The sequence below is a fragment of the Dyadobacter sp. HNCC25DJ186 genome, from assembly GCF_056895235.1.
Window position 1 is genome coordinate 241274 of sequence record NZ_JBXHAS010000003.1, and the last position, 21500, is coordinate 262773.

21 protein-coding genes and 1 tRNA gene are annotated in these 21500 nt (G+C 40.2%); 16 read left to right on the top strand and 6 right to left on the bottom strand.

The window, feature by feature from the left end:
* Positions 1-211: 211 nt before the first annotated feature.
* Positions 212-296 (bottom strand) — tRNA-Ser (locus AC1XUO_RS10805).
* Positions 297-475: 179 nt separating this feature from the next.
* Entirely contained in the window at positions 476-1825 is a 1350-nt protein-coding gene (gene tilS, locus AC1XUO_RS10810) for a tRNA lysidine(34) synthetase TilS (protein WP_483329792.1), read from the bottom strand.
* A gap of 237 nt (positions 1826-2062) precedes the next feature.
* On the opposite strand from tilS, the gene AC1XUO_RS10815 reads away from it, so the two are divergent.
* From AC1XUO_RS10815 to AC1XUO_RS10865, 11 genes are all read left to right on the top strand, one after another.
* Positions 2063-3550: an OstA-like protein gene (locus AC1XUO_RS10815; RefSeq protein ID WP_483329793.1), complete on the top strand. Its 1488-nt coding sequence runs from the start codon at positions 2063-2065 to the stop codon at positions 3548-3550.
* 171 nt (positions 3551-3721) lie between these two features.
* Positions 3722-4336 carry a T9SS type A sorting domain-containing protein gene (locus tag AC1XUO_RS10820; protein WP_483329794.1) on the top strand — a complete coding sequence of 205 codons (615 nt, stop codon included), beginning with the start codon at positions 3722-3724 and terminating at the stop codon, positions 4334-4336.
* A 75-nt stretch (positions 4337-4411) separates the two neighbouring features.
* On the top strand, positions 4412-5335 hold the full coding sequence (locus tag AC1XUO_RS10825; RefSeq protein WP_483329795.1) for an outer membrane protein assembly factor BamD: 924 nt from the start codon (positions 4412-4414) through the stop codon (positions 5333-5335).
* Between the two features lie 58 nt (positions 5336-5393).
* The gene (locus AC1XUO_RS10830) at positions 5394-5705 is read left to right on the top strand and encodes a DNA-directed RNA polymerase subunit omega (protein ID WP_483329796.1); all 312 of its coding nucleotides are present in this window, start codon (positions 5394-5396) and stop codon (positions 5703-5705) included.
* A 144-nt stretch (positions 5706-5849) separates the two neighbouring features.
* A complete protein-coding gene (coaBC, locus tag AC1XUO_RS10835; protein WP_483330394.1) occupies positions 5850-7058 on the top strand; it encodes a bifunctional phosphopantothenoylcysteine decarboxylase/phosphopantothenate--cysteine ligase CoaBC in 1209 nt (402 codons plus the stop codon).
* A complete protein-coding gene (porD, locus tag AC1XUO_RS10840) occupies positions 7055-7978 on the top strand; it encodes a type IX secretion system protein PorD (protein ID WP_483329797.1) in 924 nt (307 codons plus the stop codon). Before coaBC ends, porD begins: the two co-directional genes overlap by 4 nt.
* A gap of 25 nt (positions 7979-8003) precedes the next feature.
* Entirely contained in the window at positions 8004-8234 is a 231-nt protein-coding gene (locus AC1XUO_RS10845; protein WP_483329798.1) for a hypothetical protein, read from the top strand.
* Between the two features lie 153 nt (positions 8235-8387).
* Complete coding sequence (gene recN, locus AC1XUO_RS10850) at positions 8388-10043, top strand: DNA repair protein RecN (protein WP_483329799.1); 1656 nt, start codon at positions 8388-8390, stop codon at positions 10041-10043.
* Positions 10044-10070: 27 nt separating this feature from the next.
* The gene (locus tag AC1XUO_RS10855; protein ID WP_483329800.1) at positions 10071-10502 is read left to right on the top strand and encodes a viral A-type inclusion protein; all 432 of its coding nucleotides are present in this window, start codon (positions 10071-10073) and stop codon (positions 10500-10502) included.
* A gap of 5 nt (positions 10503-10507) precedes the next feature.
* Positions 10508-11167 carry an SCO family protein gene (locus AC1XUO_RS10860; protein WP_483329801.1) on the top strand — a complete coding sequence of 220 codons (660 nt, stop codon included), beginning with the start codon at positions 10508-10510 and terminating at the stop codon, positions 11165-11167.
* A gap of 23 nt (positions 11168-11190) precedes the next feature.
* A complete protein-coding gene (locus AC1XUO_RS10865) occupies positions 11191-11604 on the top strand; it encodes a c-type cytochrome (RefSeq protein WP_483329802.1) in 414 nt (137 codons plus the stop codon).
* Here the strand turns inward: AC1XUO_RS10865 and lptC are convergent.
* From lptC to AC1XUO_RS10880, 3 genes are read right to left on the bottom strand one after another with little or no spacing between them, the layout of a single operon-like run.
* The gene (gene lptC / locus AC1XUO_RS10870) at positions 11601-12185 is read right to left on the bottom strand and encodes an LPS export ABC transporter periplasmic protein LptC (protein WP_483329803.1); all 585 of its coding nucleotides are present in this window, start codon (positions 12183-12185) and stop codon (positions 11601-11603) included. The two genes, AC1XUO_RS10865 and lptC, sit on opposite strands and share 4 nt — an antisense overlap.
* Positions 12186-12204: 19 nt before the next feature.
* Positions 12205-13506, bottom strand: coding sequence for a BamG family beta-barrel-assembly machinery protein (gene bamG, locus AC1XUO_RS10875; RefSeq protein ID WP_483329804.1), 1302 nt, complete (start codon positions 13504-13506; stop codon positions 12205-12207).
* On the bottom strand, positions 13490-14212 hold the full coding sequence (locus AC1XUO_RS10880) for a type III pantothenate kinase (protein ID WP_483329805.1): 723 nt from the start codon (positions 14210-14212) through the stop codon (positions 13490-13492). The genes bamG and AC1XUO_RS10880 overlap by 17 nt, the downstream gene beginning before the upstream one ends.
* 458 nt (positions 14213-14670) lie before the next feature.
* Here AC1XUO_RS10880 and rho point away from each other — a divergent pair, with 458 nt between their 5' ends.
* The 4 genes from rho (at position 14671) to AC1XUO_RS10900 (ending at position 18764) form a co-directional block, all read left to right on the top strand.
* Complete coding sequence (rho, locus tag AC1XUO_RS10885) at positions 14671-16602, top strand: transcription termination factor Rho (protein ID WP_483329806.1); 1932 nt, start codon at positions 14671-14673, stop codon at positions 16600-16602.
* Positions 16603-16732: 130 nt separating this feature from the next.
* Positions 16733-17635, top strand: coding sequence for an OmpA family protein (locus tag AC1XUO_RS10890; protein ID WP_483329807.1), 903 nt, complete (start codon positions 16733-16735; stop codon positions 17633-17635).
* A gap of 30 nt (positions 17636-17665) precedes the next feature.
* A complete protein-coding gene (locus AC1XUO_RS10895) occupies positions 17666-18187 on the top strand; it encodes a hypothetical protein (protein WP_483329808.1) in 522 nt (173 codons plus the stop codon).
* A gap of 43 nt (positions 18188-18230) precedes the next feature.
* Positions 18231-18764: a hypothetical protein gene (locus AC1XUO_RS10900; RefSeq protein WP_483329809.1), complete on the top strand. Its 534-nt coding sequence runs from the start codon at positions 18231-18233 to the stop codon at positions 18762-18764.
* 63 nt (positions 18765-18827) lie between these two features.
* Here AC1XUO_RS10900 and htpG read toward each other — a convergent pair whose 3' ends face one another.
* Complete coding sequence (htpG, locus tag AC1XUO_RS10905; RefSeq protein ID WP_483329810.1) at positions 18828-20666, bottom strand: molecular chaperone HtpG; 1839 nt, start codon at positions 20664-20666, stop codon at positions 18828-18830.
* A 248-nt stretch (positions 20667-20914) separates the two neighbouring features.
* On the opposite strand from htpG, the gene AC1XUO_RS10910 reads away from it, so the two are divergent.
* Positions 20915-21466, top strand: a complete 552-nt coding sequence (locus AC1XUO_RS10910; protein WP_483329811.1) for a hypothetical protein — start codon at positions 20915-20917, stop codon at positions 21464-21466.
* Positions 21467-21500 lie beyond the last annotated feature (34 nt).

Genomic DNA, 21500 nt, shown 5'->3' on the forward strand with positions numbered 1-21500 from the left:
TATTCGGATTTCTAGTAAAGCGTCCATAGCTAACCTATGTGCGCGAAGGCCGTCTGTCACTTTAACACAAATCAACAACTTTTCTCACCTTCCCACAACTTTTCCGCTTGATCCGAAGTTATTTATATTTGAAGATTAGCCTAAAACAAAGAAAACCACATACTTTCATATGTGGTTTTGGTGCCAGCTACGTCTGCTGATGGTAAAATTGCAGAGAGAGAGGGATTCGAACCCCCGGTAGGTTACCCTACAACGGTTTTCAAGACCGCCGCATTCGACCACTCTGCCATCTCTCTGTGTGCTTCGGCGTATCCGAAACGTGGTGCAAAGGTAGAAAGAAAAGTTATACTTGCAATAGTGGAGGGAAATAATTTGAAATGTTTTTTTCTACAAAAGGCTCTCTCAGCGGTTAAACACTTGTTTTTTAACCGCTTCCGGAAAAATATTTTTTATAAAAATTTTAAATTTATAATTTTCATAACACCGGATTATTCAGTCGTTGTGTGATCAATAAAATTTCTGTTGCCTCTTTCACAACTTTATATCTATCATCGAGCCTTAATCCGATGACCCAAACAATATCCCCGTTTTTATTTACCAGAACTTTCACTTTTTCCTTTTCATTTAGGCTTAATTTTAAATCAATCATAAGGTCGCTGACTTTTTTCCTTTTACCGGCCATTCCGAACGGACAAAAGCTATCTCCTTTTTCCCAAGATCTGATAGTCAAGGGAAATTCTAATTTACCGATGTTCAAATATGCCATGGATTTATCTGATGCAAGTGTCAGATCAGGGATATTTGAAATGACGGTAAACGAAAAAACGAAACTCCCCATTTGATATTCGCCGGAAGGCTGGCTGATTTCAAATGAAATGCACTCACCACTCTTAATCACTGAAACAATGAAATACTCTCTGTCTTTGAGAACCTGATGGGTTTTCGAATAAAAAACTTTCCCTGAGCTAGCTTCCACCGAGGTACAAATTTCTTCTGACTGAATATAGCTAAACCCAAAATCCTGCAAAATAAACCACAACCTATATTCCGGTTCGGAACACGAGATTAATGCAGGAATTGAAATGTAATATTCTTCTCCCTCTTTCCTGACCGCTCCTTTTTTCCAGTCATGTAAAAAGAAATCCAACAAATTTTCAGCTGACCTCAACCGCTCTGAGGTAGTTTTGAATGTGGATTCCAAAGAAGGATTGATGGTTTTCAAAACTGGTATTACCTCATGTCTGATTAAATTACGCTTATAATGGTTACTTAAATTTGAGCTATCCTCACGCCAGCTTAGATCATGCTGTTTAACATATTCAAGGATTTTATCTCTCGAAGCAAACATCAGCGGACGGATCAGCGTGTTATTTTGTGAGGCGATACCATGCATTCCGGCCAGACCAGTACCTCTCACCAAATTTAAAATGACTGTTTCGAATGTGTCATTGACATGATGCGCGGTCGCGACCCAATTGTAACCATACTCATTCCTGACTTCTTCAAACCAACGATAACGAAGATCGCGCGCTGCCATTTGCGTTGAAATCCCTTCATCTTTTGCGTAACCCTTCGTAGAAAAATGCTTTACATAAAACGACAAGTTATAAGTTGTTGCAAGATGCCTGACAAAAACTTCGTCCTCATTCGACTCCTCGCCCCGCAATCCGAAATTGCAATGAGCAATACCTGCCTCAAATCCTGCCTGAAGAAATAGATGGGCAAGCACAACTGAATCCATTCCTCCGCTGACCGTTAACAGCGTCGACTTTTTATGAAGATCAAATTTTTGTTGGTTAATAAAAGTTAAAAAAGCTTCCAACATACCATGAAGAGTTGTAATTGGTGTAATTTTGGCAAATATTTCAACAGACTACTTTTACCGGGCTCGCGAAAATGAGGTAGAACAACCCGTTTCAAAGGTAAAGGAAACCACAGCAAAATGAAGAAAAAATTATTTATAAAAGTTTGCAACCCTTTTAAACTTTTGTGCGTCATATTGATCAAAGACAATATATTTAAACTAACGTTCTTTACCATATTGTTTAGCTCGCCATATCTTATGGCCCAGCAAGTTACGCCGTCCTCGCAGCAGGGACCAACCAGTGATATTGTAGAGCTTTTAAAATCGGACGAACTGGAATTGATCAGTGAGAATGGTGTAGACAGCCGCCGTGTTGTCAACGGGATTTTCAAACACAAAGGTGCGCTCTTATATAGCAATCTTGCCATCCAAAATGTCAGTACAAACATTATTGAGGCATACGGAAATGTCAGGATCGTACAGGGCGATACGATAACGGTCACAGGCGACACGTTGCACTATTTTGGAAATTCGAGGCTAGCCATTGTTAGTGGAAGAAAAACGGTTTTGAAAGATAAAGTCAAAACCCTGACGACCCGAAAAATGGAGTATAACATGGCCTCCGGAGTTGCATATTACCGAGTTCCTGGTAGAACGGTGGATGTGGAAAATGTTTTGACGAGCAACGAGGGTTTTTATAATACGAACACAAAGGAATTTACCTATTATAAAAAAGTAAAGCTGGTCAATAAAAAATATACATTAACGACCGATACTTTGCTCTATAATTCCGTCACAAAGTGGTCGTATTTTAATGGGCCGAGTAAAATTGTGAATAAAGATGGTACGTTGTTGAGCAATAAGGGCGCATATAATTCTCAGACCGGCGAATCGGTATTTGCGACCAGAACCACAGTTGATAACGAAACTTATACGTTAACAGCTGATTCTTTGTCCGTAGATGGCCAAAAAAATAATGGACAAGGAAAAGGGAATGTTGTAATCGTTGCAAAAAAAGACAATACCATACTAAACGGGGATCATGGGTTCTACCGAAAAGCAGAAGGTTTTTCAAAAATATATGGTCATGCGTACGTAAGAAATGTAGTTTCAAATGATACTTTATACATCCGAGCCGACACTTTGTATTCTTTTGAAAACGCACGGGACAGCACACGCAGATTGGTTGGTGACAGAAATGTGTTTATCTACAAATCGGATTTTCAGGGAAAATGTGATTCGATAAGTTACAACACAGCAGATTCTACCATCTTGTTTTTCAAGAAACCAATACTGTGGAGCAACCAGCACTATCAGATGGAAGGTGATACGATAAGTGCTTTTCTGGTGAATAATGCGATTAACCGGATGCTTTTAAAAAGTAAGGCATTTGTAATTACGGAAGATACTTTGGTACAGCAGTTTAACCAGGTAAAAGGGCGAACAATAAATGCATATTTCGCAGCGGAAAGTAAGCTGCGTCAGGTGTTGGTAGATGGAAATGGTGAAAGTGTTTACTATGCAATTGACGACAAGGAAAAAATGATTGGATTAAATCGTGTAGAGTGTGGAAGAATGAACCTTCTTTTTGTGGATAACCGGGTAAATAGGATCGCATTTATCGGAAAACCTGATGGAAGATTGATCCCACCCCGACAGATTAAACCAATTGAAAGACAACTTGATGGCTTTAATTGGCGCGTTTCTGACAAGCCTACCCGGTTAAAGACCTTATGGTTAGAATAATGTGAACATCTGCCATAATAATGTTTTTCAGGCACGGTTTTTTTATCCTGAAAAATAAATATGCTCGTTCACACAATATATTTTGATGATCCAATTTTTTCTCTATATTTTTGTAAGGTACTTTTTGAATGAGACTAGTAAAAGTTGTCAAAAGTATTACGAATAATTGCTATGAAGAAAACTATACTTTATTTTATCATATGTACATTCTTTATCTGGACAGGAATCCAGGCACAGACCGTAACTAACGGTAGCCGTCTGAATATTGCACCTAAAAAGAAATCGATGACGACTGGAAATCTGAAATTTTCAAATGCTCCCGGTGTACTGAATTACAAGCCTTTGGCAGATCAAAAACCAATGGCATTGAATAAATTTTACCGTACGTTGCTATTCTCAAATACGTCAACCGCCGAAAGTACAGCAGTTTCTAATACCGAGGCTATTGAGAAAAATTCAGAGAAACGCAATCCGTCGACGGAAGCTACCGTACGGGTTGAAGAGCAGCTTTACACCAGTGAGAAAATAACGGTTTCAAACATTTACCCTAACCCTGCCAGCGAATCTGCTGAATTGGATTATGCTATGTCAGGAGACATCAGAGATGCAAAGCTAATTTTTTACAATGTACTTGGAACTCAGATACAGGCATATTCTTTGTCAAAAAATGATACAAAGCTTCGGATTAATACGCGCGAAATGTCTACCGGACTATATTTTTACCAACTTGCTTTGGATGGAAAAAAGGTTGCGACAAAAAAAATGCTCGTACGTCATCAACAATAGATTTTTTAGAATACTATAATCAGCTACGCATTCGTTAGGAATGATGTAGCTTTTTTTTATTATCTTTGCAGCTATATGCTAAAAAACAACCGTGCAAGTTACTTCTTGCTATTTTTTGCCGTACTTATTATCACTTCCTGCAGTAAATTTTCGAAGCTGCAGAAAACTGGGACAGACCAGGAGAAGTATGATGCAGCCATGACTTATTACAAGAAGGGTGACTTCTATCGGTCAGGGCTATTGTTTGAAGAACTTATTCCTTTACTGAAGGGTAGTAATGAATCCGAGCTCGCTCAGTTTTATTATGCGTATACACAATATCAGCAAGGACAGTACAATACCAGTCAATTTTTGTTTAAGAAGTTTTATGATACTTATGCAAGAAGTGATTATGCTCAGGAAGCATTATACATGCACGCTTTTTCATTGTATAAAGATTCAGCCCCTCACAACTTAGATCAGGCGAGTACCTTCACCGCAATTTCTGCGATGCAGGATTTTATAAATACTTATCCTCAAAGTACTTTTCGCGATGAATGTACACGTTACATTCTTGAACTTCGTGAAAAACTTGAATTGAAAGCATACGACAAGGCTAAGTTATATTACAAGATCAGCGATTTTAATATGATGTCGCTAAAATCTGCGGTAATATCTATTGACAATTTCCGTAAGGATTTTCCGGATTCAAAATTCAACGAAGAGCTTGCATATCTGAAAGTTGAATCCCAGTATAACCTTGCTTCAAACAGTTTCAGCGTAAAACAAAAAGACAGATATCTAGACGTCGTTAAGTTTTATAAAGAAATGGTAGACAAGTATCCAACCGGAAAATATTTACGCGACGCGGAAAAAATGTTTGACAATAGCCAGAAAGAACTGGAGATCTTGACTCAGGCAGAAAAAGAGCGTCAAAAACAAATGGAAGCTCAGCCAGATTCTGGTTCGAAACCTACGAAGGTTACAGCGTCCACCAGCACTGACCAAAAACAAAATTAATAAGCCAGTTTTTCTGGTTCTGTAATAAAGATTTTTAACTATATCATCGAAAGTAAGCATGGCAACGAATCCATCCATCATTACCCGCGATACGGACAAAATAGCTGACGTAACAGGGAATTTATATGAGTCGGTATCGGTAATCTCAAAAAGAGCACGTCAGATATCAAGCAAAATGAAAGAGGAACTCAATAACAAGCTTGCTGAGTTCGCGTCGGGAGTTGACAATTTGGAAGAGGTATTTGAAAACCGTGAACAAATTGAAATCTCAAAATTCTACGAGCGTATGCCAAAGGCTGGTAGCATTGCTATTGACGAGTTCATCGACGGAAAAACATATCACGGTTACAGAGATACAACTGAAGAATAGTATCGATTATTCTTTTAAATGAAAAACCAGTCGTAAACATTAATTTTGTTCTTACGACTGGTTTTCTTTTTCCGGCATTCAAAATGTAACTTTCATTCCAAATGCCAGAGTCTTCACAATAAACGTGCATTTGCATTTATAGGATTGAATCTGAAAGGCAAAAATATACTATTGGGCGTATCAGGCAGCATTGCTGCCTACAAATCGGCATTATTGGTTAGGTTACTAATCAAGGAGGGTGCCGAAGTTCAGGTTATCATGACTGAATCTGCACATCAGTTTATTACCCCACTAACCCTGGGAACGCTATCCAGGAGGCCCGTTTATACTTCCTTTACACAAACCGAAAATGGAACCTGGAACAATCATGTTGATCTGGGTTTGTGGGCAGATCTGATGATTATTGCCCCGGCTTCTGCAAGAACTCTGTCAAAATGTGCGGCGGGAAATTGTGAGGATTTGTTAACGGCCGTTTATCTTTCCGCACGTTGTCCGGTATACTTCGCCCCGGCGATGGATGTTGATATGTACCGCCATGCTTCTACACAAAATAATCTTAAAAATCTTCTGAGTTTTGGGAATAGAATCATTGAAGCCGAATTTGGAGAACTGGCGAGTGGCTTAATTGGAGAAGGAAGACTTGCGGAACCGGAGAAAATTGTTGCCCAAATTATCAAGGAATTTGCGGCAAAAGCGGTTGCCAGAAATAAAAGAGTTTTGATCACGGCCGGGCCGACGGCAGAGCCAATAGACCCCGTCCGGTATATCAGTAATCGTTCTTCCGGAAAAATGGGATATGCACTCGCAAAAGCCTTCGCGGAAGCTGGTGCCAGTGTTACGTTAGTAAGCGGACCAACAAACCTGGCTACTCCGGAAGAAACGATCAGACGCGTAAATGTGGAAACGGCGAAACAAATGTTTGAAGCCACAAAGGATCATTTTGAAGAAAGCGATCTTGTTATATTTTCCGCAGCCGTGGCAGATTACACGCCTGCTTATGTTGCTGACCAGAAAATAAAAAAGCAGGGCACAGATCTGAAACTGGAACTCATAAAAACAGACGATATCGCCGGAAGCCTGGGTCAGCAGAAAAAAGAAGGGCAGCTTTTGGTTGGCTTTGCTCTGGAGACGGAAAATGAGCTGGATCATGCACTGGACAAACTTCGTCGCAAAAACTTTGACTATATTATTTTAAATTCATTAAATGATGCCGGCTCCGGTTTTGCACACGATACCAATAAAATTACCGTTATTGACAGAAAGGAGAATATTAACAAGTTTTCCCTGAAATCGAAACATGAAGTTGCACAAGATATTTTAAAAATTATTCTGGATAAATGGAGCGAAGTATGAAAAGGTTTATCATTCTCTTTTTATGTTTAACAAGTATTTTTTCGAAAACCGCATATGCCCAGGAGCTTCAATTCACTGTAAGTCTCAACTATGATCAGTTGGTTGCACAGCAAAAAACTGATCCGCAGTCGATGGCCAAGTTGCAATCTTATATTTCCGATTTTTTAAATAATACAAGCTGGACAAGCGAAACTTTTGGGAAGGATGAGCGGGTAAAATGTAAGCTGAACATAAATCTGATCCGGTCATTTTCACAAGGCAGTTTCGAAGGTACAGCCCAACTTGTAATTGCACGTCCCGTATTTAATTCAGCATATGAAACTGTACTTTTAAGTTATGTTGACAGGAATTTCACCTTCAACTATCTTCCTACGACGCAGATGTATTTCAATGAAAATAGCTATACCGACGAGCTTCCTTACATTCTCGCATTTTACGCTTACACGGCTTTAATTTTCGATTTTGACTCATTCAGCAATTTGGGTGGCACGCCTTACCTGCAAAGAGCGTTCAATATCGCAAACCTGGCGAGCACTGCCGGCGGGGGTGCAAAAGGCTGGGATCAACGCAAGGGAAATGGGGATTCGAGAAACCGGTATTGGCTTATTGAAAACCTTATGAGTCAGCAGTTTATTCCTTTCCGTGAAAGTCTCTATAACTACTACCGCCAAGGATTAGATGTCGCCACACAGAATCCTGCTCAAACCCGTAGTAAAACATTGGAGCTGTTAAATTCTGCCAAGGCAGTCGCTCAATTAAGACCGGGAAGTGTTGTTATAAATTCATTTTTCGATACAAAGTCTGATGAGATTTTCCAGATCATGAAAGAGGCTACACCAGAGGAAAAAAGAGCTGCGCAAACTCTATTGGTTAATCTTGACCCTTCGAAGACACAACTATACCAGAGACTTTCTCAGTAATTTCCACCAGTACTTCTGTTAAATCATGAGTAAACGCTTGATTCGAATCGCCTCAAAAAATATAGTGACAGAACTTGGCAATACCTCGAAAGGGTTAGAGATCAATTCCGTTTCGTATACGGGTAATACTTGTTTCGGAAAATTAATATCGGTAACTGCTGAATTTTTGACGATGTTTGACAACCGGCAGCATATCCACAAATTCGCAATAGCGGATATTTTCGAAGTTGTATATGACGAAAAAAGCAAATTTTAAATTTCAGTGGCGGAATGTGATCCATATTACTTATTAAAGAACCAGTAACGTTTCCTAATTGTTGATAACATAGCTATATTCGTATCCAGGACGAATGGCCTGATTTTTTCATCAGCGGTTCTTACCAACCTTGACTATCTGCTTATTTAAGGCATGCTTTCAAATTTACTTATTAAAAACTACGCCCTGATCAAGCAACTGGAAATGTCGCCTGATCCGGGATTAAACATAATTACAGGCGAAACTGGCGCAGGTAAGTCGATTATGCTTGGTGCCATAGGCCTTTTGCTGGGTAACCGGGCAGATGTCAAATCACTTTATGATCCTGGTGAAAAATGTGTGATAGAAGGAAGTTTTGATTTGTCCGGCTATGATCTGGCTCCCAATTTTGAGGAAGAAAATCTTGATTTTGCTGAGGAATGTATTGTTAGAAGAGAAATATCGGTGGCAGGGAAATCCAGGGCGTTTATTAATGACACTCCGGTCAATCTGGATACGTTGAAAAAAATCAGCGGACAGCTTCTGGATATCCATTCCCAGCACGATTCGATTTTACTTGGAAGCAATGAATTTCAATTGCAGGTGGTCGATACCTACGCCCAGAACTTTTCATTACTTCACAGTTACCGGAAAAATTTCAACATCTACAAAGAAGCTGCAAAAGCTTATGAAAACCTGAAAGACGAAGCCGTACAATTGCGAAAGGCTTTTGATTATGACCAGTTTTTATATCAGGAATTAAGCAATGCCGGGCTGCAAAGCGACGAGCAAAGTCAGTTGGAACAGGAGCTTATTATCCTTGAAAACGCGGTGGAAATCCGGGAGCGTCTTCAACTTGCTTATGCTTATCTTGACAATCCGGATAATTCGATACTTGAATTTTTGAAAAGTGCGGTATCTGCAATCGGACAAGCAAGCCGTTTGGTTTCCGCCTACGAGCCTTTACGTGAAAGAGCACAAAGCAGTTTGATTGAACTTAGGGATCTGGCGGATGAACTGGATTCAGTTAGTTCTTGTGTCGATATTGATGAAGGCAGAACTACCATCGTCCGCGAACGCCTTGATTTGATTTACCAACTGCAAAAGAAACATCATGTTTCCACAGTCCAGGAATTGATCTCGATACAGGACTCACTTGAAGAAAAGGTTGGAACCGTTTTAAATCTTGACGAAGCTCTTTTGAAAGCGCAGCAGAAAGCGTCCAGAAGTGAAGAAATAATGCTGAAAAGTGCTCATTCCTTGTCAAAAGAACGGCATAAAGTTATAAAAGCGATCGAGGCGGCCATTATCGAACGTCTGATTGAACTTGGCATTCCGAATGCGTCTCTCTCAATCCGGATTACTGAAATTACACCCACCAACGACGGTATCGACTCAATTGCTTTTCTGTTTAGCGGAAACAAAGGACTGGCACTTCAGGAACTCAGACAGGTTGCATCAGGCGGAGAATTTTCCCGTTTGATGATGGTCATTAAATACATCCTTGCTGACAAAAGGAAGTTACCGACTATCATTTTCGACGAAATTGATACAGGCGTATCCGGGGAAATTGCTAAAAAAATGGGTAAAATGATGATCAAAATGTCGGATAATCATCAGATTATTGCCATTACCCATTTGCACCAGATTGCCAGCAGCGGGAAGGCTCATTATTTTGTGTACAAAGACCATTCATCTGAGAAGACAGTCAGTAAAATAAAAAAACTCACAAATGACGAGCGAATTATGGAAATTGCGCAGATGATCGGCGGACATAACCCGACTGAATCTGTCATTGAAAATGCGCGCGAAATGATTTCAAAAGGATAATAATTAACTGAATAACCCTCAATAAAAATGAAACAATTTATACTGGTATTAGGAATTGGTTGTCTGCTTTTTTCTTGTAATAAAGATGCTGACAAAGTGTTGGAACTGGAAAGCGAAGTAATGCGTATTCATGATGACGTGATGCCGCAAATGGACGACATCATGACGCTTAAATCGAAATTATCAAAAAAAATAATACAGATGGACAGCCTTCAGAATGAAGGTGTAGCGGGAAATAATCTTGCGCAGGAGCGCATTAAGGCCACGGAAATCAACCAGAGACTTAACGAGTCGGATAAATTGATGATGGAGTGGATGCATGCATATCGTGGAGATTCTGCGAAAAAATTAAAACCAACAGAAGCAATTCAATATTTCGAGGCGCAGAAAGATAAGATTGTAACAGTGAAAGAAATTACTTCCAAAAACATCCAGGAAGCAAAAGCATTTTTAGATTAGTAATTATGAGTGGTTTAGTGTTAAGGCGTATTAATATATTTTTTGTTTTTGTATTTGCAGCTCTTTTATTAGCCTGCAATGGAGGTGATAAAAAGCTGCCAATATTAGGGGAACGCGATGCCGTAAAGAAAATAGTAAATGGCGAAGAAGTTATTGATACAATTTACAATACAATTCCCCCTTTCTCTTTCACCAACCAATATGGCGAAACAGTATCTGAAAAAATCGTAGAGGGGAAAATTTATGTAACAGATTTTTTCTTTACCTCCTGCCCTACCATCTGCCCGGTTATGAAACGCGAAATGGTGAAAGTTTATAAAGAATTTAAAGACAATCCGGATGTAATGATCTTGTCGCACACGATTGATCCTGAACATGATACGCCAAAAGTTCTGAATACATTTGCGAAAGACCTTGGCGTAGAAGGAAAGCAATGGCAGTTTTTGACAGGGCCAAAGGAGGATATTTATGCCTTAGGCCAGAAAAGTTATTTATCCGCTGCGCAAGAAGACAAAACGGCGGAAGGTGGTTTTCTTCATAGCGGTGCTTTTATCTTGATTGACAAAGAAAAACACATCCGGGGCATGTACGATGGCACGACGGAAGAAGGAACTCATAAATTGATACGCGATATGAAAATATTGCTGGAAGAATATAAAAAATAGCGTGTCGAAAAGACATTGAATTAATGATCAAAAGAGGATTTATAATCTTGATTGCTCTTGCTGCATTTTCGTGTCAAAGTGCAGAGGAGCTTAAAACCGAGCAATACTTCGCCGAAGGATACCAGATCTACACGTTGAATTGCGCAAATTGCCACCAGGCTGACGGCAAGGGTATGGCAAATTTATATCCACCGCTGACCGGGTCGAAAATTATTCAGGACAAAGCTGCCATGGCTTGTATTATAAGATATGGCATGAAAGATACGATCATCGTGAATGGGAAACCATTTCACAGACCTATGCCCGCGAATCCCAAATTGCAGGAGCTGGAAATCGCGGAAATAATTACATACGTCAATATGAAGTGGGGGAAAGATAGTCTTTATACGCCTATCGCAACGGTGACAAAAGCATTGGAAAATTGCAAGGAAAATTAAAGCTCTTCAAACTTCATTTTGAACGTCCCTTTTCTGAATTTAATATGTGAAAAATCCTGATCCGCATCCATACCGTTGCCGTTAATCACGTCTTTCGTGACCATATTTTTAACGGTTACGAACTTATCCGTAAAAACCTTTCTCGTTTCCGGGCTCCAGTTAAGCTCCGTTGTTGTTAAAATTTCCTTCGTTTCAGATTTGACTACGCGCACATTGCCTTTCACAAGGTAGACATTTTTACGTTGGTCAAACCGTCCGGAGTCTGCGCGGAGCCGGGTGATAACGGTAGTTCCGGTGGGATCGTAAAAATGAATGTTGACAGTGTCAGGAAAAACTTTATCCTCATTTTGAAAACGAAGCTGCATAGGCGTTTTCAATAGTACTTTCAAAGCTCCCTGTTCGCTGTATTTAACCTGTACCCCATTAACCGTCTCGATAGGTCCGGTATAGGCCTTTCCAACTTTATTTTTATTTTGCTCGCAGGCGCTGAAAATTATTCCGCAAAACATTAGAAAGCAAAAAGGAGATATAAATTTATCTCCTTTTTGTTTTATCCTGAATATCTCTTTAATACCTAACATTCGTTCAGGTCCTATTTTATTAATCAATTTTTTGTTTCACGAACCAAGTTTCTCTCAATGTTAATCCGAGCGACACACGTCCGTAACGTTCACGTAATTGTCCGGTTCCTATAACCCCACGCTGCCCACCGATGAAGGAAATTGAAACAAAGTTCTGGTATCCCCGACCCATCGGGAAAGTGAAACCGAGACTAAAATTGGTATCTTTTACATTCGTTTCTTTAACAACATAGGGGGTATTACCAGCACTAAAACCGGCACGGTACCGAACATTATCAAAATAGCTAAGAGACCCAAACTTCGGCGTATACTCAACCCCCAGGTGCAGGCGGTTAACATCTTTCAATCCGCTTGAAGGATTATTACTTCCAAAGCTTCTGTATTCCGTCCATGACTGGTGGCTGTAATCAGCAGCCAGCGTTAGCTTATATGGCCATTCAAAACTGAAACCAACCTGAAACTGGGTAGGTAAAGTCATATTACCATTGTTTTGATTGACCAGCGTATCAGGTTCTATGACAGGAAAAGATCCCTGAGTCAATTCAAATGAAGTCGTATGAACTGCATTCAGTTTTGTGCCAAGTGTATAGGCACCCCCAAGATTTAAAAATAGTTTGTTGTCTTTTTTTACCGGAAGTCGCAAAGCAGCCCCACCCCGAAATGCAAAATCACTGTATGTTGTACGGTCATTAATACTTGCAAGGTAATCGTTGCCGTCTCCAAAAGGAATCATCGCTTCGGTTGATTTTCTTACATTTCCAAAGAAATATGAAGTTTCCAGTCCCAGACTTAAATATTTTCCAACTTGAAATGCGTTGGTAAGAGAAGCTTTATTTACGCCGCCTTTTCCACTGTTATAATAGTAAGCACTGAATGGAGTTCCTGCAACATTTTTAGTTGTCGTATTGGTAAAATCTACGAAGCTGTAAGGTTTAATACTTACACCAAGCGTCCACCTCTTTGCAACCGGGAATGACAAAGCAACATAACCCAGGTTACCTCCTGAATTGGTTTGTTTGGCTGATCCGGAATTAATTTGTTTATATTGTCCGATTGCACCGAAATCAAGTGTTGTAAACTTGTTTCTAATCCACAAGGCAGGATTGAGATTATTAATTTCGAAACTGCTGGCAGTACTTACACCCGCTTGTCCCATTCCATTAGAAGCAGCAAAAGCATCGGTATAAAGTTCTCCCATTCCGAGAGAAGAATAAGGAGCATTCCCTAGACCTTGTGCATTAACCTTTGATATTAGGGCCGAATAATTGCATCCGAGCGTAATTGCTATCGTGAGTAATCCTATTCTATTGTAAAGCGACATTATATGTTAAAATTCTGTTCAGTCCAATTAATACCAGTTCCGGCACTGCAAATATGGGTGGTTTCAGGCTACTTTCAAAAAAAGGTATATCACCACCACATACCACTACGCGCAAATCCGGCATTTTGTTACGATACCTTTCAATTATTCCTTCGATCTCCGCCAGCATCCCGTTCATCACGCCACTTTGCATCGCTTGTTTTGTACTTTTTCCGATAAGCTGAGGGTTATGCTCAGGATCAAATAGCGGAAGTCTTTTAGTAAACGTATGAAGCGCGTTAAATCGCATTCTTACACCCGGAGAAATTAAACCTCCATGAAATACTCCTTCCCTATCTACCAGATCATAAGTGATGCAAGTGCCCATGTCAATCACCAACACGTCCGATTCAGGAAACATCCAGTTTGCCCCGACTGCTGCTGCTACTCTGTCCGCACCCAATGTTTGCGGCGTTTCATAGTCTTTCCGAATAGGCACCGGCGTTTCACCTGTAAGGTTCAAAACCGGGATGTTTTCCCCCAGTGCTTCCACAAACTCTTCTGTCGAACGACTCACGGAAGAGTACATAATACGTTCCGGCAATTCTGATTTTATTAGTTGAATAAGATCAGGGAAGCTTAGCATCGTTTGATAGCGAAGCAAATTTTCTCCTGAAAACCAACCAATTTTGGCGTACGTGTTGCCTGAATCGACGACAATATTCATAATTGCACAAAAGTCTTCTTTTATTAGGAGAAATACTAACATTCTCGGAAACACAACACCATAATATGCCCTTGTGAAAATAATTTAACACTTTTTAATAAAAGACAAACATTGTATTTGCATTTTATTAAATGCTTTTGTACCTTCGTTTTAGTAAAAAAAGCACCCCTGTATTATTCAGTACGTCCAACGTTCGTCAGCCCTCAAAACTGACGATAAGAAAAATACTCAAAAAGTTTAATTACACACTTCATTTCCAATAAATTGCAAACAATTCCAGTTGATCCATCTTAGTTTATCGTTTTGCATGGCTTGTTTAGGCTTGTGCAAGAAAAATAGAATTTCACGCATCAATGACCATCACGTGACCCGAGAGCTAGGTTCTCTTATCATATTCCATCTATATTCACTATCCCATTAATCATCTGGTAAAGTTATCTTTACTGTATATTTTCTGTATGCTTACAATTGATGAATTAAACCTTAAGCTTCTGTCTGAGCTGAAAGAAATAGCAGGAAACACTGGCATTCAGGATTATGCCAAACTTCCTAAAAAAGAATTAGTCTCCAGAATTATTGCTCAGCAAGAAGCGCAGCAAAATACCGCGCCTGCGGTTGATACCGTTACTGAATCAGAGGCTTCCGAGGGCGACGAGCCTAAGAAAAAAAGAGCAAGACGTACAGTAGCCAACGAAACTCCTGTGTCCGCCAAACCAATTAACGCCCGCACCGGAAAACCTAGAAAAGAAATGGGTTCCGGTAACTCGGCTCCTCTTTTCGATACAACACCCAGAACCATTGAGGTTCCTGAGGAAACGCCTGCAAATCCGTCCGCAACAAATGAAATTCCGGCAGCAAATGAAATTCCTGCCCGTCGTGAAGTTTCTGCGAGAGCAGAAGTTCCTGCAAGAAGAGAGGCTCCTGTGAGAAACTTTGAGAGAACAGGCAAGAAATTTGATGCTCCGAAAAAAGAAATTTTTTCGAAAAATATAGATACTACCCCTCAGGATGATGAGGATGGAGATACGATGGATGACCTGGGGCTTGAAGAAACTGCCGCACCAGTTGAAAACCCGGGACAAAATGATTCCATCACACAAGCTGACAATACCGAAACACCTCAAAATGCTACGGTTACTGCCCCTGAGGAGAAACCAGCACAACAGCAGGCGGAAAATACTGAACGCAGTAATCCAAATAACAATCCTTCGCAGCAAAGGGAGGATCCATCCAACAAGATCAAACGTAATTACAACAATTACGTTCGTGAGTTTGACGGTCTGATCGTCAATGAAGGCGTTTTGGAGATTATGCAGGATGGAGGTTACGGATTTTTAAGATCCGCTGATTATAACTATCTGGCGAGTCCGGATGATATATATGTATCTCCGTCACAAATAAAACTATTCGGCTTAAAAACAGGTGATACTGTTAAAGGCCAGATTCGTCCTCCGAAAGAAGGCGAAAAATATTTTGCCTTGCTTCGCGTTGAAACAGTTAACGGCAAGACAACTGAGGAAATCAGGGACCGTATTCCTTTCGAATACCTTACGCCGCTTTTCCCGGAAGAATGTTTGAGATTGAGCGGCCGTCCAGACCAATATTCCACACGTATCCTCGATTTGTTCGCGCCAATTGGAAAAGGACAACGTGGAATGATCGTTGCCCAGCCAAAAACGGGTAAAACGGTTCTTTTAAAAGAAATTGCAAACGCTATTACACGCAATCACCCTGAGGTATTTTTGCTGATCCTACTGATCGATGAACGTCCTGAAGAAGTTACTGATATGCAACGCAGCGTTCGCGCGGAAGTTATTGCCTCAACATTTGATGAGCAGGCAGACCGCCACGTAAAAGTGGCGAGTATCGTTCTTGAAAAAGCTAAAAGAATGGTTGAGTGCGGCCATGACGTGGTTATCCTTCTGGATTCTATCACACGTTTGGCTCGTGCGTACAATACGGTTGTGCCTTCATCCGGAAAAATTCTATCGGGTGGTGTTGATGCCAACGCTTTACACAAACCAAAACGTTTCTTCGGAGCGGCTAGAAATGTTGAAAATGGTGGTTCGCTGACCATTATTGCAACTGCGCTGATCGATACAGGTTCGAAAATGGACGAGGTTATCTTTGAAGAATTCAAGGGTACTGGTAACATGGAACTTCAACTGGATCGTAAACTTTCGAACAAACGCGTATTCCCGGCCATTGATGTTATGGCATCTGGTACTCGAAGAGAAGATTTGCTTTTGGACAAAGAGACATTGAAAAAGGTCTGGATTTTAAGAAAACATATGTCCGACATGAACGCGATGGAATCAATGGATTTCCTTCTCGATCATATGAAAGGCACACGGAACAACGAGGAGTTTTTAATCTCGATGAACCGATAAAAAAAATCCCGGATATAATTATCCGGGATTTTTAATTTTTAACCTCGTGGAATATTCTATTTAGAGATTAAATTTATGTGACCGAATCAGGTTATTTCAGTCCATATAATAAATTAATCCTTAAATACTTATGTCAAACAACAAAACACTTTGGTGGATTTTACTTATCGGCTGGATGGGAGGCTCAACCTATTGGCACGTCTGTAAAATAAAGCAGCTCTGCGATGCGCCACTCTCAACGTCTACGGTAAATACCGACACTAACACACCAACAATTTCAATCACGCCGTTGACCATTACCGACGGTACAGCATTCAATCTTCAATCACCTGGAAATTTTGGCTTCGCCAAATCGGGTGCAGATGCGAATTTCTCAGGAGTACAAGCTGAAATCGATTCACTTGCCTCGTTCGCAGCTGCCAATCCAAGCAAAATTATTACAATTACTGGCCTGTACTCTTCGGAGGAAACCAATCCAACCAGTTTCCCGAATCTGGGAATTGCGCGTGCGGCGGGTATCAAAACTTATCTGACCGGAAAAGGTTTGCCCGACTCATTGTTTATTTTGAACGGAAAACTAAATGACGCCATTGTTTTCAGTCCCGATTCTATGAGCGGTGGGATAGACTTTACTTTTGCCAGACGTATTGCCGTTACCGAAACCGATCTGGCTAACGAACAGAAATATGAGAGTATCTTCAAGCCTCTGGATCTTTACTTCCCGGCAGCCAGTACAGAATACATAAAAACGGCCGAAAATGGCAAATTTCTTGAAGAAGCCAAGAAGTTTCTGTCAGAAAATAAAGACAAGAAATTATTACTGACTGGCCATACCGACAGTGATGACAGTGCCGAATGGAATCTTAAACTTTCTAAAAAGCGCGCAAATATTGTCAAGGCAAAATTCGTCGCTCTGGGTATGCCTGCCGACAGGATTCTGACGGCTGGAAAAGGAGAAGCCGATCCAAAGGCTTCTAATGATACCCCGGCAGGAAAACGTGCAAACCGCCGTGTCACCATTGTCGTTCAATAGCTTATTTTAATCAAATAAACACATTATAAAATGTTTGAATTAAATCCTCTTGCAAACCCCGATGCCTTTTGGCAACACCTTTTGATGTTGGCCGTAGCGTTGATTCTTGGGTATATCATCGGCTATATTTCCAGAAAAAGCGTGATCACCGATATGGAGACTGAATTGTCCAGGTTGGACAGCGACCTCAAATATTGCCAGGATCAAAAAATCGTGATGAAAAATGCTGCTGAACGCGTGCAGGTGAATAATCTTCGTGAGGTAATTCCAGTAGTGCCGGTCGTTGAAAAAATTCAGCATGACGACTTGAAAATAATTGAAGGGATAGGACCGAAAATTGAAAGTGTGTTAAAAGATGCGGGTATTTATTCTTTCCGTCAGCTAAGCCAGAAAAATGCAGAACAGATATCAGAAATCCTTGCGAATTCTGACTCACGTTTTCTAGTGCATGATCCTACTACCTGGCCTCGTCAGGCTGAACTTGCCGCCAATGGCGACTGGGACAGGTTGAAAGCTTGGCAGGACGAATTAAACGGCGGACGAATTGAATAGCCAAAGCATTTGATATCTTTCATTTTAAGACAACTAACACATTATGATATTCTTACAACTTAATCCGTTCAGTAAACCGGTCGCGATTTCTGAAATTATAATACTTCTTATCATTGCCGCTTTACTCGGCTGGCTTCTCGCACGTCTGATGACCGCCGGACGTATAAGGGTACTACGTGAAGCCATTGATGAGAGAAAAGCTGAGCTTGCTGACTGTCGATTGCAAAAAGTTGACTATAAGGCAACGCAGCCGCTGGTAGGTAAGGCCTCCAAAACGGTATATCCCGAAATAGAGCCAGTCGTTAAAACGTCGGAGGTAAAAAAAGTAGATGATTTGAAACTCGTTGAAGGAATCGGACCAAAAATTGAGGAGTTAATTAATAAGGAAGGTATATACACCTACGAACAATTAGCAAATACTTCACCCATCCGAATCTCCAATATCCTGAAAAATGCAGGTCCGCGCTTTCAAATGCATGATCCAACCTCATGGCCCAGACAAGCATTCCTAGCAAAAGAAGGAAAATGGGAGGAACTTCAAATACTGAAAGACAAACTGATTTCAGGAAGAAGTTAGATCCCTTTATAAACCAAAAAATCCGCCTTCACAACGAAGGCGGATTTTTACTTCCATACTATTTTACAAATTCACAACGGTTCGTTGAATGAATTGAGTCAAATCTTTTCCTGTCAACAATCCTTGTGATAAGAGCGCTAGATCATAAACCTGTTTTGCAAGGGTCTTCTGATCTTCTTCATTTTCAGTACTCAAGATGCGTCCCAGCACCGGATGGTTTGCATTTACAGAAATCGTGTACATCATCGGCATATCACCAAACATGGAACGCTGTCCTGACGAAGCCTGCATATCCGTCATACGACGCATAAATTCAGGAAATGTTATCACGACTGGTAATTCATCAACCGGCATCGCTTCAATTTTCACAGTACCAGCCTTGCTGTTTACTACTTCTTCAAAAAGTTTCTGCGCTTTCTCTTCTTCTTCTTTCGAGATAACGCTTTCAAGCGTGATGTCTTTTTCAATCAGTTTGTCAAGCGTATCTGCATCAACACGTTTCACCTGAACTTTTTCAACCTTCTGCTCTAACGTATTGATAAAGTGAGAATCAATTACGCTGGTCAGTTCAAGAATATCATAGCTGCGTTTTTTCGCAGACTCGATAAATGCATCTTGTTTTTTTACATCGGTAGTGTATAACCAAACCTGCATATCATTTTTGTCAGTCTGGTTCTCTTTCACCGCTTCACGATACTCTTCGAAAGTGAAATATTTTCCGTCAACGTTTTTCAGAAGGCAGAAATCTTTCGCTTTGTCATAGAATTTTTCGTCGCTGATGATACCGTACTTAACAAAAAGTCCGATGTCATCGAATTTTTTCTCAAAACCTTCACGGTCATTTTTGAAGATTTCAGAAAGTTTGTCAGCAACTTTACGTGTAATATATCCGTTAATCTTCTTCACATTTCCATCAGCCTGCAGATAACTTCTTGAAACGTTCAAAGGAATATCCGGAGAGTCGATCACACCGTGCAGTAATTGAAGAAAATCAGGAACGATATCCTTTACTTCATCCGTGATAAATACCTGACGGCTGTAAAGCTGTATTTTTTCACGCTGCCCCTGGAAATCATTTTTCAGTTTCGGGAAGTAAAGTACACCTGTCAGATTAAATGGATAATCAACGTTCAGATGAATCCAGAACAACGGATCTTCGCTGAATGGATAAAGTTCTTTGTAGAAAGAAAGATAATCTTCATCGGTCAGGTCAGCAGGATTTTTAGTCCAGATCGGATTAGGATTGTTAATTACCTTATCTTCAAACTGAATTTCTATCGGAAGGAATTTACCGTATTTTTCAAGAATTCCCCTTAACCGATGCTCGTCTAAAAATTCTTCTGAATCCGCCGCAACGTGGAGAATAATATCTGAACCGCGTTCAGCCTTTTCCGCCGATGTCAATTCATATTCTGTCGATCCGTCACATATCCAGCGAACTGCTTCGGAACCGTCTTTATACGATTTTGTAATAATTTCAACATTATCCGCCACCATATAAGCAGAGTAAAAACCGAGACCAAAATGTCCGATAATACCCTTGTCACCTTTTCCGTCCTCGCCTTTATCCTTGTATTTTTCTACAAATTCCGTAGCACCTGAAAAAGCGATCTGGTTGATATATTTTTTTATTTCATCGGCTGTCATACCGATTCCATTATCGCTGATTGTGATCGTTTTGGCCTCTTTATCCAATTTAACAACCACTTTCAGCTCTCCTAACTCTCCGTTAAATTCACCATAAGAAGCAAGTTTTTTAATTTTTTGACTTGCATCAACGGCATTTGAAACTAATTCTCGTAAAAATATTTCGTGGTCCGAGTAAAGGAATTTTTTAATAATCGGAAATATGTTCTCGGTGTGAATGCTAAGATTTCCTTTTTCCTGAATCACTGATTCCATAATTTTTCTGTTTATTGAATTTATATTTTAGAATTATTTTCTGCTTTGCAATACCGCATAAAAATTTGCGTTCCAATATGAATTATATGCAAAGGAGTCTGACAGATTGTCAGCAACGTTCCGATTAATAGAGAAGCAGATTTCCTGTTGGTTACTGCACCGCTTTTTATTAATTTTGCGATCTCTGCATGAAAGAATAAGCGTGAAGATTTGAGAATCAGTTAATAGTGAAACACGAATTACAACCCATGAATCTAATTAAAAAACTTTTTGCCGGCCTGGCACTTATCGTTGGCGTATCTGCTTGTACCACCACGAATTCTATACCTTTTACCAATTACACCGTGTTTACGGAAGATCTGCGAAAAGATCTTGAAAGCGCAGGGATTCCTTTGAGCAAAGTTCAGTTTTTCAATGACAAGGCAATCACAATCCGTCGTGAGGTATCTGACCCCAATGATATTAAAGTAAATCCGGAAGGACAAATCAGTATCAGCAACGGAAAAAGTATTCAGACAATCAATGTCCGTCCTTTTACACCGGGTGTTTCGCTGGGATCCGGAAATGGAACGATTTATGTTTCCTGGGATGATACGCAGCAGGACAAAAAAGGAATGTTATTTAACCTGAGTGGTCAGAATTATTTTCTTGATGTTATGCCAAACAACAAGTTTACTTACAAGGAACGTACGTTTGATATGCAAGCCGGAAACGGTACGCGTCTTTTTGTAAATAAAGATTTGTTAAAACAAGTGAACAACCAGCGCGAAACCTTGAAAGGTCGTAAGGTTGGTCAATAAGGATTAACGGTTAAAACAAAAACAGCCATGAGGA

What these genes read in the sequence shown, in the direction of transcription:
- tilS (WP_483329792.1), bottom strand. Translation starts at nt 1,825, where the DNA reads ATGTTGGAAGCTTTTTTAACTTTTATTAACCAACAAAAATTTGATCTT.
- AC1XUO_RS10815 (WP_483329793.1), top strand. Translation starts at nt 2,063, where the DNA reads ATGGCCCAGCAAGTTACGCCGTCCTCGCAGCAGGGACCAACCAGTGAT.
- AC1XUO_RS10820 (WP_483329794.1), top strand. Translation starts at nt 3,722, where the DNA reads ATGAAGAAAACTATACTTTATTTTATCATATGTACATTCTTTATCTGG.
- AC1XUO_RS10825 (WP_483329795.1), top strand. Translation starts at nt 4,412, where the DNA reads ATGCTAAAAAACAACCGTGCAAGTTACTTCTTGCTATTTTTTGCCGTA.
- AC1XUO_RS10830 (WP_483329796.1), top strand. Translation starts at nt 5,394, where the DNA reads ATGGCAACGAATCCATCCATCATTACCCGCGATACGGACAAAATAGCT.
- porD (WP_483329797.1), top strand. Translation starts at nt 7,055, where the DNA reads ATGAAAAGGTTTATCATTCTCTTTTTATGTTTAACAAGTATTTTTTCG.
- AC1XUO_RS10845 (WP_483329798.1), top strand. Translation starts at nt 8,004, where the DNA reads ATGAGTAAACGCTTGATTCGAATCGCCTCAAAAAATATAGTGACAGAA.
- recN (WP_483329799.1), top strand. Translation starts at nt 8,388, where the DNA reads ATGCTTTCAAATTTACTTATTAAAAACTACGCCCTGATCAAGCAACTG.
- AC1XUO_RS10855 (WP_483329800.1), top strand. Translation starts at nt 10,071, where the DNA reads ATGAAACAATTTATACTGGTATTAGGAATTGGTTGTCTGCTTTTTTCT.
- AC1XUO_RS10860 (WP_483329801.1), top strand. Translation starts at nt 10,508, where the DNA reads ATGAGTGGTTTAGTGTTAAGGCGTATTAATATATTTTTTGTTTTTGTA.
- AC1XUO_RS10865 (WP_483329802.1), top strand. Translation starts at nt 11,191, where the DNA reads ATGATCAAAAGAGGATTTATAATCTTGATTGCTCTTGCTGCATTTTCG.
- lptC (WP_483329803.1), bottom strand. Translation starts at nt 12,185, where the DNA reads ATGTTAGGTATTAAAGAGATATTCAGGATAAAACAAAAAGGAGATAAA.
- bamG (WP_483329804.1), bottom strand. Translation starts at nt 13,506, where the DNA reads ATGTCGCTTTACAATAGAATAGGATTACTCACGATAGCAATTACGCTC.
- AC1XUO_RS10880 (WP_483329805.1), bottom strand. Translation starts at nt 14,212, where the DNA reads ATGAATATTGTCGTCGATTCAGGCAACACGTACGCCAAAATTGGTTGG.
- rho (WP_483329806.1), top strand. Translation starts at nt 14,671, where the DNA reads ATGCTTACAATTGATGAATTAAACCTTAAGCTTCTGTCTGAGCTGAAA.
- AC1XUO_RS10890 (WP_483329807.1), top strand. Translation starts at nt 16,733, where the DNA reads ATGTCAAACAACAAAACACTTTGGTGGATTTTACTTATCGGCTGGATG.
- AC1XUO_RS10895 (WP_483329808.1), top strand. Translation starts at nt 17,666, where the DNA reads ATGTTTGAATTAAATCCTCTTGCAAACCCCGATGCCTTTTGGCAACAC.
- AC1XUO_RS10900 (WP_483329809.1), top strand. Translation starts at nt 18,231, where the DNA reads ATGATATTCTTACAACTTAATCCGTTCAGTAAACCGGTCGCGATTTCT.
- htpG (WP_483329810.1), bottom strand. Translation starts at nt 20,666, where the DNA reads ATGGAATCAGTGATTCAGGAAAAAGGAAATCTTAGCATTCACACCGAG.
- AC1XUO_RS10910 (WP_483329811.1), top strand. Translation starts at nt 20,915, where the DNA reads ATGAATCTAATTAAAAAACTTTTTGCCGGCCTGGCACTTATCGTTGGC.